At 53.8% G+C, this 13,048-nt stretch carries 12 protein-coding genes; 8 read left to right on the top strand and 4 right to left on the bottom strand.

The genetic code is table 11. From position 1 onward, the window contains the following. Positions 1 to 380: 380 nt before the first annotated feature. Positions 381 to 1,421, top strand: coding sequence for a LacI family DNA-binding transcriptional regulator (locus AC3ITY_RS13820; protein WP_489309911.1), 1,041 nt, complete (start codon positions 381 to 383; stop codon positions 1,419 to 1,421). Positions 1,422 to 1,454: 33 nt separating this feature from the next. Then, on the top strand, positions 1,455 to 2,093 hold the full coding sequence (locus AC3ITY_RS13815) for an HAD family hydrolase (RefSeq protein WP_489309908.1): 639 nt from the start codon (positions 1,455 to 1,457) through the stop codon (positions 2,091 to 2,093). Here the strand turns inward: AC3ITY_RS13815 and AC3ITY_RS13810 are convergent. Further along, on the bottom strand, positions 2,081 to 2,953 hold the full coding sequence (locus tag AC3ITY_RS13810) for a helix-turn-helix domain-containing protein (protein ID WP_489309906.1): 873 nt from the start codon (positions 2,951 to 2,953) through the stop codon (positions 2,081 to 2,083). The two genes, AC3ITY_RS13815 and AC3ITY_RS13810, sit on opposite strands and share 13 nt — an antisense overlap. Positions 2,954 to 3,306: 353 nt before the next feature. On the opposite strand from AC3ITY_RS13810, the gene AC3ITY_RS13805 reads away from it, so the two are divergent. The 6 genes from AC3ITY_RS13805 to AC3ITY_RS13780 all read left to right on the top strand — a co-directional run bounded on the left by AC3ITY_RS13805 (position 3,307) and on the right by AC3ITY_RS13780 (position 9,663). Next, positions 3,307 to 4,584 (top strand): sugar MFS transporter, encoded by a 1,278-nt coding sequence (locus AC3ITY_RS13805; protein ID WP_489309904.1) that lies wholly within the window; start codon positions 3,307 to 3,309, stop codon positions 4,582 to 4,584. 42 nt (positions 4,585 to 4,626) lie between these two features. After that, positions 4,627 to 5,622 (top strand): Gfo/Idh/MocA family protein, encoded by a 996-nt coding sequence (locus AC3ITY_RS13800; RefSeq protein ID WP_489309902.1) that lies wholly within the window; start codon positions 4,627 to 4,629, stop codon positions 5,620 to 5,622. A gap of 15 nt (positions 5,623 to 5,637) precedes the next feature. After that, positions 5,638 to 7,179 (top strand): GMC oxidoreductase, encoded by a 1,542-nt coding sequence (locus tag AC3ITY_RS13795; protein WP_489309900.1) that lies wholly within the window; start codon positions 5,638 to 5,640, stop codon positions 7,177 to 7,179. 287 nt (positions 7,180 to 7,466) lie between these two features. Continuing rightward, on the top strand, positions 7,467 to 7,973 hold the full coding sequence (locus tag AC3ITY_RS13790; RefSeq protein WP_489309898.1) for a heme-degrading domain-containing protein: 507 nt from the start codon (positions 7,467 to 7,469) through the stop codon (positions 7,971 to 7,973). Between the two features lie 235 nt (positions 7,974 to 8,208). Further along, on the top strand, positions 8,209 to 8,604 hold the full coding sequence (locus tag AC3ITY_RS13785) for a GlcG/HbpS family heme-binding protein (RefSeq protein WP_489309896.1): 396 nt from the start codon (positions 8,209 to 8,211) through the stop codon (positions 8,602 to 8,604). Between the two features lie 42 nt (positions 8,605 to 8,646). Beyond that, positions 8,647 to 9,663, top strand: coding sequence for an aldo/keto reductase (locus AC3ITY_RS13780; RefSeq protein ID WP_489309894.1), 1,017 nt, complete (start codon positions 8,647 to 8,649; stop codon positions 9,661 to 9,663). Positions 9,664 to 9,834: 171 nt separating this feature from the next. On the opposite strand, the gene AC3ITY_RS13775 is transcribed toward AC3ITY_RS13780, so the two are convergent. From AC3ITY_RS13775 to AC3ITY_RS13765, 3 genes are all read right to left on the bottom strand, one after another. Further along, positions 9,835 to 11,193 carry a carbohydrate porin gene (locus AC3ITY_RS13775; RefSeq protein WP_489309892.1) on the bottom strand — a complete coding sequence of 453 codons (1,359 nt, stop codon included), beginning with the start codon at positions 11,191 to 11,193 and terminating at the stop codon, positions 9,835 to 9,837. A 134-nt stretch (positions 11,194 to 11,327) separates the two neighbouring features. Beyond that, positions 11,328 to 12,287 (bottom strand): electron transfer flavoprotein subunit alpha/FixB family protein, encoded by a 960-nt coding sequence (locus AC3ITY_RS13770; protein WP_489309890.1) that lies wholly within the window; start codon positions 12,285 to 12,287, stop codon positions 11,328 to 11,330. Further along, positions 12,288 to 13,037: an electron transfer flavoprotein subunit beta/FixA family protein gene (locus AC3ITY_RS13765; protein WP_489309888.1), complete on the bottom strand. Its 750-nt coding sequence runs from the start codon at positions 13,035 to 13,037 to the stop codon at positions 12,288 to 12,290. It lies immediately after the preceding gene. Between the last annotated feature and the right edge of the window lie 11 nt (positions 13,038 to 13,048).

The raw sequence follows: 13,048 nt of genomic DNA, 5'->3' as shown, positions 1-13,048 counted from the left end.
CACCAGCGAAGGCATCCGCGCTTTCTTGACGGAATGCGATCGTTTCGGATTGGGACTGGGAACAGGAAAAAGAGGAAAAGAAGAAACCGATACGAGTACGTAAACGCGAGCAGAGCACTGGGAGCGGAGAAAACACGTTCATCAGGAGTCACCAATTTTTGTTATTAAATCGTTCCAATGTATTATTGGAACGTTCCAAAAATGTAAATTGAGTATAGAGCCCTGTCAACACCATTTGTCGTTCAGAGCAAAGAAGCGAAGGAGCTGCTTTCTCGTAACGACAGGTTCAGGATGTTCTGGCTAGCAGACCGACCGCAAAAAAAGGTAATTTGGAACGTTCCGGCTTCGGTCGATATCCGCCTCCAACCGAGATTTTTACGTTGACCGATCATCATTTGCCCGAAGAGAAGGCCACCATCAACGACATCGCCAGGGTTAGCGGGGTATCCAAATCCACGGTGTCGCTTGTGCTGAATAACAGCCCCCTGATACGTCCGGCGACCGCAGAAAAAGTGCGCGCTGCCGCCGAACAATTGGGGTACGTCTACAATCGCAGTGCCGCGAACCTTCGACAGGGTGTCAGCAACGTTATCGGTATGGTTGTCAACGACCTGAGCAACTCATTCTTCGTTGAGTTGCTGATCGGCGCTGAGCGCAAAATGCTGGAATCGAACTACATCACCCTCCTCGCGCACACAGCCGAAGATCAGAATGTTCAACGCCAAGTTCTTGCATCAATGCGTGAACACAAGGCTGCCGGATTGATCATTTGCCCAACGTTTGAGACACCTATCGAACTGGTGACCTCACTTAGGCAATGGGGCTTGCCTTTTGTGACCGTCATGCGTGCGCTGGGTGGTGACGACACTGACTTTGTAGGTTGCGATAACTACCTTGGCATACAGATTGCGACAAAGCACCTGATCGACCTCGGGCACAAAGATATCGCCTTCATCGGACGAAACAGTACCTATTCGGTGAGCATGGAAAGGTTGAAGGGGTACAGCGATTGCTTGGAGAGTAATGGGATTACCCCTAACACTGACTGGATGATCGAGACACCGATCAGTTTGGCTGGGGGTAAAGATGGAATGAGTCGCTTGCTGGATCAGCAGCACCGTCCAACTGGAGTGATTTGTTACAACGATCTCATCGCCACAGGCGCGCTGAGCGAACTGAACAATCGGGGGCTTCGTGCAGGTAGGGACATCGCGATTATCGGTAGTGATGGTGTAGCCGCATCAGCCTATTGCAGCCCTCCCCTCACGACACTGGCGCTGGAGCCAGAACACCTCGGCGAGGTGGCGAGTGAAATGCTTTTAGCTAGATTGAAGAACCCCGATGCGCCTCCTATGAGATTTTTACTCAAGCCAACGCTGATCGTACGAGACACGTGCGGAGCCAATCTCCCTAAACGCTGAGTTGATGCTGCAATGCGAACGGAAATTATCTCGATGACGGCCTTGGAAGAAATGCTGGCCGGGGCCGACGCCCTGATTTTTGATTGTGACGGAACATTGGTAAACAGTTGTCCCGTTTATTCGGTTGCCTGGTCTGCCGGGTTCGCGCTGTCCGGAGCTACAACGGATGTGGACTGGTACGAAGCCCGTAATGGTCTTTCTGAACACGTCCTGATGGATCAATTCGAACATGAACATCATGTCGTTCTCGATCGCGAAAATGTTGTCGGAACCATGAGGCGATGCTATCTGGATCACCTGACAGCCAACCTCCAGGAGATAGCAGTAGTAACCGAGATTGTCAGACGATTCGCTGGCAAGCTGCCTATGGCCGTGGCTTCGGGTGGATCACGTGAAATTGTTACCAGCTCTCTAGATGCGCTCAGCCTCACGAAACACTTCGATAAACTCATCACTATCGACGATGTAGGCGCTCCTAAACCTGAGCCTGATCTATTTCTTGCCGCGGCTAAATATCTTGGAATAGCCCCTGAAAGATGCCTGGTATTCGAAGACAGCCCCCAAGGCATAGAAGCAGCTAGACGCGCATCCATGCCAGTTATAGATGTGGCACATCTTCTTATGAACCCCTCGCGCTTGTTTACGTCAAGTTGCGGATTTCACTTGAAATGATGGCCGTGCTGACGCCGAAACTCAGTCGGTGTCATACCCTTTAGAGCCTTGAACTGTCGATTGAAAAAAGCGACCGAGGGATATCCAACTTCCTCGGAGATCAAGGAAACTACAGTTCCACTTTCCATCAACAACGCGCAGGCACGGCCGATTCTCAACTTGGCAATATAGTCAAAAGCCGTACTGCGCGTGTGTCGTTTGAACATCCGATGAAAGGCAGAAACACTAACGCAAGCCATCTCAGCAAGATCTGGGATCATCAAAGCAGAGGCATAATTCGCGTGTATATGATCTAGAACGCGGTGAATACGTGCGTCCTCGTAAATAATTTCAGGCACGAACGCGGGTTCTGGTGGAATGATGCGTTGAGCTGCAGTGTCCTGGGTCAGTTTAATCAGGATGTGCAGCAGAGAAACCAGACGTTGCGGTTCGTCCCGGTGAACCATGTCTTCAATTTTAGGACGTAGCTCACGAGCTATTTCACTACTGAATGACACCGCGCACTGGGCAGCCGAAAGCAGGGTGCGAATCTGCCCCATCTCCGGAAATAGGGTGACCAGTGACGTTGCCCACGCCTCCGAAAACCAGATAACCAATGCAACATGGGGCTTCCCGGTATCGATCAGTTCGCGGGAACACCAGCTGTGTGGCACATTTGGGCCAACAAGCGTCAGATCACAATCGTCGTATAGCTGCACATCACTACCGATGTAGCGATGTCCTCGGCTGTTGAGGGTAAGGGTCAACTCGTACTCGGGATGATGATGCCACTCGAATGGAATCTCGTCAGACAAACGCCTGTTCAGCATCGTCCATGAAGCGTTGGCCTCACTGGGAACCTTCTCAAAACTCGGCTTCATGACAATCCTATCCCATCCATTCGATCGGTACAGACGCCATAATCGTATCACTCAACGCCCGTTACGACACTCCCCTTTTCATCGGAATCGAGGCATCCTGAACCTCACCAGTTTGTAAAAATAATAACTACCAATAGGTATTCAAATGGTTAATCCGCCGCGATACAAAGAGCTCAATCTGTCCCACCAACCAGACAATTTGTTAGCTCCTACGTAATCAGAATCTGCGTCTGATCGTTTCAAAATAAATTTTTCATGGGAAGTGCTTTAGGGCCTCTGAACGATCAGAGTTCCTGACTACGCACAACCGAAATTTCCTTTCCTACTACAAGAAAATATAGGGAGTGGATATTATGCAAGGCGTATATGTAGCAAAAAAAGAGTCCGGAACGTTTGCCAATAGCAACGTACAAAGACTGAGCTTTTTCGTTTTTACTCTCTTTTTCATATTCGGCAGCATCACCAGCTTAAATGATGTATTGATTCCAAAACTTAAAAGTCTTTTTAGCCTGAGTTACGCCGAGGCGATGCTCGTACAGTCGTCCTTCTTTCTCGCCTACTTTATTGCATCAATCCCTGCAGGACTGCTTATAGCCAAGATTGGTTACATGCGAGCTGCCTTTGTTGGGTTGCTCACGATGGCAGCAGGTTGCTTGCTATTTATCCCTGCGACCCAGGCTGGCATCTTCGGCGCCTTTCTAGGTGCGTTGTTTATTCTGGCAATTGGAGTGACTGTGGTACAGGTTGTCTCCAACCCGCTTATTAGCCTGCTCGGGCCCGCGAAGACTGCGCACAGTAGAGTCACGTTTGCTCACGCATTCAACTCGCTGGGTACCACAGTCGCTCCGTATTTGGGCGCCATTTTGATCCTGGGTACTCTCAACGAAGTGGACGCTTCCGCATTATCTCCAGCGGCGCTCTCTGAGTTCTTGGCCAAAGAAGCAGAAGTAATCAGCAGCACTTACGCTGGCATTGCCATTGCCCTCTTCATCGTCGCGATGATTGTCTGGCATCAACGCAAGCAGATTCCGGCGAGCACAAGCCCTCAACGCTCCAATCCGATTGCAGCCTTGAACCTTCTCAAGCAACCTCGTTTCGCATTCGGAGCTGCCTGCCTTTTCTTTTATGTAGGCGCGGAAGTTGCAATCGGAAGTCTGCTAACGAACTTCCTGATGCAAGAATCGACCTTCGGTTTCGACGCAGAGCTAGCAGGTAAACACGTTACTTATTACTGGGGCGGCGCCATGGTTGGTCGCTTTATTGGTGCCGCGCTCCTCCGTCACTTTGCCCCTGGCAAGATCCTCGCAGCCGCCGCAGCAGTGGTAATTGCCCTGATCACTGTCGCCGCTAACACCAATGGCTCTACCGCAGGTTGGGCAATCCTTGCCATCGGTCTTTTCAACTCAGTCATGTTTCCCACGATTTTCGCTCTTGCATCCGAGGGCCTGGGCTCACGCGCCGCTGAAGGTTCAGGACTGATCTGCTGCGCCATTGTTGGAGGTGCCATCGTACCGCCGCTGACAGGATTGACTGCCGACATGACCAGTCTCTCCTTCTCACTGGTTGTTCCTGCAATCTGCTACACCGCCATTGCCTTGTACGGCTGTTACGCCCGTCGAGCTGTGCGCTGAATCTCTCAAGATCACATTTAACAACTACAAGAGGAATAAACGATGAAATGGGGACTAATCGGTGCAAGCACCATCGCCAAAGAATGGGTAATTTCGGCTATCCGCGCAGTCGGAGATGATGTGATTGCAGTCGTTAGCGCTGACGATCAGCGAGCGAAGGAATTTGCACAAAGCAACGAAATCGTCCAATACAGCAGTGACATCAATGCACTGCTGGAGAATCCCGATGTGGACTCGGTATATATCTCCACAAAAAATCATCTCCATAAAGAGCAAGCGTTGCTCGCAATACGCGCAGGCAAGCACGTGATGTGCGAGAAACCTTTGGCGCTAAGCCTTGAAGACGCACATGAGATGGTTAAAGCGGCGGAAGACGCTGGATTGGTATTTGCTACCAATCACCACCTGCGCAATGCAGCTAGTCATACCGCAATGCGGCAAGCCGTCCAAAGTGGACTGATCGGTAAACCGCTGGCAGCACGAGTGTTTCACGCAGTATCTCTTCCACCTCACTTGCAAGGCTGGCGGATTGCTGAAGGAGCCGAGGGTGGTGGGGTCATCCTGGACATCACTGTTCATGATGCGGACACCTTACGCTACATCCTGAATGATGATCCTGTAGAGGTCACAGCCTTCACTCAAACGGGCGTCCTGAGCAAAACAGGATTAGCCGACTCTGTCATGGGTGTCATGCGCTTCAAGTCAGGCTTGATCGCTCAGTTTCATGACTCATTCACCGCTAAGCACGCAGACACCGGGTTGGAAATTATTGGCACCGAGGGAACCTTGGTAGCTCGTAATGTGATGACTCAACAACCAGTGGGTGAAGTCTCGCTGATTAACGCCCAAGGCACACGCAAGCTGATTCTGGAGCACGTCAATCTTTATGAGTCCGGGTTCCGCCAATTCAGTGAGGCTGTGGCCGGGTGCGCGCAACCTGCAGCGACAGGGAACGACGGCATTTGGTCATTGGCCACCGGCATAGCGGTCGTTCAGGCCGCACAATCTGGCCGAGCTACTCCAGTAGCTCACGGCTGAACCGTCGGAGGCAGCATGAAAGAGTGCCCTGATATCATCATCATCGGATCTGGCATTGGAGGGGCGACAGTAGCCGCCGGGCTTGCCCCCTCAGGTGCCCGCATCACAATTCTGGAGGCTGGCGAACACTTGATTGGCTGTCCTGAGCAAATAGACCAACAAGCTATTTTCCAGGAGCAATTCTTCCGTCCAAAAGAGGTTTGGTACGAGGAGAACGGCAAAGCATTCAGTCCTGGCAACTACTACAACGTTGGGGGCAACTCGAAGTTCTACGGCGCCGTGTTAGCCAGGTACCGAAAAGAAGACTTTGAGGAAATGGAACATCAGGAGGGGGTATCTCCGGCGTGGCCGTTCAGTTATGAGGAGTTGGAGCCCTGGTATAGCCGCGCAGAATCACTCTACAAAGTTCGGGGAGCGCTTCACCAGAATCCAACTGAGCCGTTCCACTCGCGCCCATATGATTACCCTCCCGTACCTGATGAGCCATCAATCTCTGAAGTTCGGCACCGACTGACAGCCAATGGTCTTCACCCCTATTCGTTGCCCCTCGGCGTAGACATTGATCGCTGGATAGCAAATCGGGCCACCCCATGGGACGCCCACCCTCATTGCAACGAGGGGAGAATGGATGCTGAAACTGCTGCACTCAGTACTGCGCTCGGGTACGAGAACGTCAGCCTTATAACGGGTGCAGCTGTCGTTGCACTGAAGGCATCTACAAAAAATGGCCCAATCACTGCCGTCGAATATCGAAAGGATGGCGCTGTTCATCAGATGAAAGCCAAACTGGTCATCCTTAGCGCCGGAGCAGTTCAGTCGGCTTCTTTGCTCCTAAGGTCAGCGGATGGCAATCACCCTGCAGGTCTTGCAAATAGCTCTGACCAAGTCGGCCGAAATTTTATGAATCATAATGCTTCAGCTGTGATTGGTTTTAGCCCGAGCTTCGTGAACAGCTCGGTCTATCAGAAATCATTTGGCATTGACGATTTCTACCTTTCCGACGGCAATGGTGGATATCCCCTGGGGAACATTCAGCTCTTAGGCAGGATTTCCGGTGCGATTCTGAAAGGAAGCATGCCGCTTGTCCCGGAATGGATACTGAATAAATTTAGCCGTCACTGCGTGGACTTTTACGCAATGAGTGAGGATCTCCCCTCACCCACCAACCGGGTGACTGTTGAAGGCGACCGCACTGTTCTTACCTGGGAGCGTACCAACTGGAATGCCCACCTAACGCTCGTCAACACGTTCAAAAAAGTCCTCAAAGAAGCCGGATTTCCTATCGTACTCACGCGTCCGTTTGACAAACGCACTCCTTCGCACCAGTGCGGAACCATCCGAATGGGCAATGATTCTGCCAGCGCACCGCTGGACATCTACTGCCGCTCATACGACCACCAGAACCTGTTTGTCGTCGATGCCAGCTTCATGCCGACCTCTGCCGCAGTGAACCCCTCGCTAACGATTGCAGCTCAGGCTCTAAGAGTGGCGGAACACATATCACTTGTAGACTTGAAGGCTGTTACTGACCTCAAATCACAAGCATTAATGTCCTGAAAAAGCGCAAGATAGCCTTTGAGTGTCAATGGCTATCGGCATGTCCTGCGAAGCCCTCCGCCAAAGAGCGTCTTCGCCTCTCATGGTAAGCCGGCAGCTGTCGCTAATTTTCCAATCGATGAAATGGCAGAACCTGAAGAAGTCGCTTAGCTCGTAGCATTTGTCTTGCGTAAATCGCGGGCTTCGCTGAATGGCGCGACATTGGACGTTAATGGAGGGAGTTACATCCGATGAAACCAAAGGCGATCCAACCCATTGGGGGCCCTTGTACTGATGGAGGTACTGCAATGAATTTGAAGGAAGAACTCGCATTATTGGTTCGGCAGGAAGAAGCGCTCCAGTTCAGTCGTTTCGATGAAAACACTGCGTGGCAGCTAGGCTCGCTGCTGCACGAACGGGCAGTAAATGAGGAATTGCCAATTGTGATCGACGTAAGACGATTCGACCGTGCATTATTTTTTGCGGCCAGGCCCGGGGTGACTTCGGATAATCACGACTGGGTACGGCGAAAAACGAACACCGTGCAGCGCTTCCTCCGCAGCTCTTATCGAGTCGCCCACCAGCTCGCTATTGAGGAGCAAGACATTCTGCAGCGCCACCATATTTCCCCTACTGATTTCGCCAGCTGTGGTGGGGGCTTTCCAATCATTGTTCAAGGAGCTGGGGTTATCGGCAGCGTGACTGTTTCGGGTCTGCCTGACCGTCAGGATCATCAAATCATCGTTGAAGTACTTTGCAATCTGCTCGGACATGACCAAGCAGAGTTTGCTTTATCAGATAAAGACTTCGCTTAGAAAGAGTTGCCGCAGAGGAAGCCCGCCTCTTGCGGGGAGTTAATGGTAAACCTATATAAAATCACCAGTGAACATTCAAAAAAACTAAACGATGCAGCACCCCACCTCCCCTTTGGATTCAAGGAAATATTCGACATCAGCAAACTTTCGCCACCAAACGCTCCTTACACCTTCACGACAGCAAGAAGCCCCCGGATGATCAGGACTCCTACCCTCTCAGTTCAAGGAGCTATACATGCTGGATCAACTGTCTCAGGAAATTGTCAGTCGCGCGGTGTCGCTGGCAAACGAGCAAGGCTTTGCAGTCTGTATCAGCGTGGTTGATGACGCCGGACTCTTGCGAGCCTTTCTGCGAATGGACGACGCCCTGCCCGGTGCCATAGAAGTCGCAACCAAGAAGGCCCGCACCGCTGCGTTGTTCCGTACTGATAGCGCCGAACTCGGTGTTCGGGCTCAGCCGGGAGGTGATATTTACTCCCTGGAAGGCACCAACGGCGGGCTGATCAGCTTCGGTGGCGGCATTGTTCTGCACGACCGCCAGGGCAAGGTCATAGGAGGGCTCGGGATATCGGGTGCAACAGTCGAGGCGGATCAAGTCATCGCACTGGGAGCCGGACGCCCACAGCTCTGACCACATTGAACTTTAATCAGCTACCTACTTGAGGATTGACTCATGCAGCCGTCTACAAAAAGAAAACTCGGCCGAGTGAACCTGGATGTCAGCAATTTTGCCTTTGGGACCTCCCCCGTCGGCAACCTGTTTCGTCCCACCGACGAAGCCACTTCGGATGCCATGTTCCAACGCGCCTGGGAAGGTGGTGTCCGCCTCTTCGACACTGCCCCAATGTATGGACACGGCCTCGCCGAACTACGCACCGGGCACTCGCTGCGCTGGAAGAATCGCGATGAGTTCGTGATTTCTTCCAAGGTAGGACGTGTTCTCAAGGCCAAGCCCCGTTCGCAAATCGATTTCAGTCCCTGGAGCAACGCCGCCCCAAACGAAATGACCTTCGACTACAGCTATGACGGCGTCATGCGCTCGTTCGAAGACTCTCTGCAACGATTGGCGCTGGAGCGGATAGACATCTGCTTCATCCATGACATCGACGTCTTTACCCGTGGATCGGAACAACCGCAGGTATTCAAACAAGCCATGGACGGTGCCTGGCGAGCCCTCTCACAACTGCGTGACGAAGGCGTGGTGAAGGCAATCGGTGTCGGAGTGAACGAATGGCAGGTCTGCCATGAAGCCCTGAAGCAACGGGATTTCGACTGCTTTCTACTCGCCGGTCGCTACACGCTGCTCGAGCAGGACTCCCTCGACGAATTCTTGCCACTGTGCGAGGAACGGGGAGCTGCCGTACTCATCGGAGGGGGGTTCAATTCAGGAATACTGGCCACCGGCGCCATTGATGGGGCTCGCTACAACTATGCCCCGGCCCCTGCACATATCCTGGAGCGGGTACGGGCCATTGAAGTCGTCTGCAAGGCCTATGGCGTACCGCTGCCGGCTGCTGCCATGCAGTTCGTTGTAGCGCACCCGGCGATTCCCTCGTTCGTTGCCGGCACTCGAACCCTGGAGCAACTGGAGAAGAACCTTGAGTGGTTCAGCCACCCGATTCCTGCCGAGTTCTGGCAGGCATTGAAACGTCACGGGCTTCTGCGCGAAGACGCGCCAACCCCTGACTGATAGGCGCTGCGTAAGGGATGCAAGGTCTGGTGCGTTTATCCTGACCTTGCATTTATGTCACAAGAAGCGACTTGAGCGTTCTCTTTACCAAAATGAACAAGGCACCTGAAAAAAAGCCACGACGTGCTGTCGTGGCTTTGCAGTAATGAGCTGAAGGTTCAGGTCGTAACGTTAAAACCTGCTTTGGATTTTTACCCCCGTCACCCAGGCATTATCAACCTCGCTGACGCCTCCCGGATTATGTACGTACTGAATGTTGGGCCGGATGATCAACCACTTCGTCGCGTGGACACCATAATACAACTCAGCGTCATACTCGTTACCCTGCACCGGCTGATATGCCCGGTTGTTGTAGTCCGTTTGGTTGTTGGCCTGGTTGATCGCTTTTTGATTGTTGCGATAACGCGAGTTGGTACTGATGCGCGCCACGCCAAACCCCAGATCATCCTGGGGACGGGCATCGAACAAGCCTTTGTAGGTTAACCCTGCCTGAATGAAGTGTCCGACCTGACTGGTTTTCCGGTCCTGCACCGTGACGTTGGCAAACAGCGATAAGCCGCGGCTGAGATCCCCCTCATGCGCAGTGACCTGCTGCTGAGCAACCAGCCAGTACCCATGCTTGCTGTCGCGTGAAACCGGATTGCTGGCAACGTCACCCGGCACTTCACGGCTTTCTACGTCGTCGGCATCGGCCGTACTGTAATAGGCACCCACGCGGTACTCGCCGGGCAACGAGTTCACCGTCGGCGTCCAAATCAGCTCCACCGGCAGGATCAAACCTTCCCCGCCACTCATGTTGAGTTTGAAGCCGTTGTTGTCCTCCAGCAGCGACGGGTTGTGTTCGTAGGCCCCTACCTGGACAAACACTTGCGATGCCAACTCGTACTTGATGCGCCCGGCCCACTGCGAGATCGGCCAGTTGAACCAAATTCCGCTACCGGCCCAGTTGCCCATCTGCGAACCGCACATCGCCAGGTTCTGGAAGTCGCAGGGGAAGCTGTTGAAGTCTTCACCTTCACCAAAGCGCCCGAACTTGAGGTTGAGTTTCTGATCCAGGTACGACTGGCTGATCCACATCTGCGTCAGCCGCCACGTCTGCCCTCGCCCCCAGACTTCCTGGTTCGAGGAGTACATCGGTGCGCGCGGATCACTGATCCGGTCATTACTGATATTGCGGCCTTCACGCTCGGTAATAGCCAACTTGAACGTTGCATCCTGCCAACCGAAGATTTTTTGCAAGTCCAACTGTGCGCCGAGGGTGAACTGCCCGGCCCAGCGCGCCGTTCGATCCTGGTCATAACCGCCATGGGCGTTGTAACCCAGCTCGCCGACATAATCGAGAGTGAAGTCATAACCCTGCTGCAGAAGTTCGTTGCGTGTCCCGCCCCAATCGCCGGTCATGCCCACAGCATCTTTGTCGAAAGGCCCCGCCGCCATGACCGGGTTAACTCCACAGAGCACCGAACCGATAGCGATCAAACCGGTAAATAGCGCGCAGGATTGCCTCCCGCGCAATTGAGCGTTAATCATTGTGTGGCCACCTCTGTTGTTATTGATATGAGTCTTGAGCGCACAACCCATCGCCCGCGGCCTGTTGGAGAACAGGCCACGTCGATGTCACTGACAGCGTTTACTTCAAATGCTTAACTAACGTTCTGCGGCCCTTACAGCGAAGACTGAAGTTCCGGCAGTACTTCAAACAAGTCCGCCACCAGGCCGTAATCGGCCACCTGGAAGATCGGCGCTTCTTCGTCCTTGTTGATCGCAACGATCACTTTGGAGTCTTTCATGCCGGCCAGGTGCTGGATCGCGCCGGAGATACCGACGGCGATGTACAGCTGAGGAGCAACGATCTTGCCGGTCTGACCGACCTGCATGTCGTTCGGAACAAAACCTGCGTCGACCGCGGCGCGCGATGCACCGACGGCAGCGCCCAGCTTGTCGGCCAGGGCGTATAGGTGTTTGAAGTTGTCGCCGTTCTGCATGCCGCGCCCGCCGGAAACGACGATCTTGGCAGCGGTCAGTTCCGGACGATCGGACTTGGCCAGTTCTTCGCCGACGAAGCTTGCGATGCCCGCGTCGTGGGCAGCGCCAACCGCTTCAACGGCAGCGGAACCACCAACAGCTGCAACCGGGTCGAAACCGGTGGCACGTACGGTGATCACCTTGACCGCAGCGTTCGACTGAACGGTAGCGATGGCGTTACCGGCGTAGATCGGACGCTTGAAGGTGTCGGCGCTTTCTACCGAGATGATCTCGGAGATCTGGTCAACGTCCAGGGCAGCGGCAACGCGCGGCAGGATGTTTTTGCCGTTGGAAGTGGCGGCAGCCAGGATGTGGCTGTAGCCCGCAGCCCCCGCCTCTTGAACGAGAGCAGCGACCAGAGGAGCGACGTTTTCCGGCAGCTGGTGCGCGTAGGCAGCGTTATCGGCTACCAGCACTTTAGCCACGCCAGCCACTTTCGCAGCGGCTTCAGCCACGGCGCCAGCGCCCTGGCCTGCAACCAGAACGTGGATGTCGCCACCGATTTTGGCAGCGGCAGCAACGGTGTTCAGCGTGGCCGGGGCCAGCACTTTGTTGTCCTGCTGGTCGGTTGAAAAGTCAGCAATAACCAGGATAGCCATTCAGATTACCTTCGCTTCGTTCTTGAGTTTCTCGACCAGTTCAGCCACCGACTTGACCTTGATACCCGCGCTACGTGCAGCCGGCGCTTCGACTTTCAAGGTTGTGTTGGTGGAGGCGGTGGAAACGCCCAAAGCGTCCGCAGTCAGCACTTCGAGAGGCTTCTTCTTGGCTTTCATGATGTTTGGCAGAGACGCGTAGCGCGGCTCGTTCAAACGCAGGTCGGTGGTGACGATGGCCGGCAGTTTCAGGGAAACTGTCTGCGCGCCGCCGTCGATTTCGCGAGTCACGGCAACGCTGTCACCGCTGATTTCGACTTTCGAAGCGAACGTGCCCTGACCGTAACCGCTCAATGCAGCAAGCATCTGGCCAGTCTGGTTGTTGTCGCTGTCGATGGCCTGTTTGCCAAGGATCACCAGCTGAGGCTGTTCCTTGTCGACAACAGCTTTCAACAGTTTGGCAACAGCCAGGGAAGTCAGGTCTTCGGCGGACTCGACGAGGATGGCGCGGTCGGCACCCAGAGCCAGCGCGGTGCGCAGTTGCTCTTGAGCGGCGGACGGGCCGACGGAGACGACGACGATTTCAGTCGCAACACCCTTCTCTTTCAGGCGTACGGCTTCTTCCACGGCGATTTCGCAGAACGGGTTCATCGACATCTTGACGTTGGCAAGATCGACGCCGGAATTGTCTGCCTTGACGCGGACTTTGACGTTGTAGTCGACCACCCGTTTGATTGACACAAGGAGTTTCATTGCTGTTTTTC

It is taken from the genome of Pseudomonas sp. GL_091, from assembly GCF_057837725.1.
Note: the sequence above shows the minus strand (reverse complement) of the source record. Positions and strands in the feature narration are given on the sequence as shown.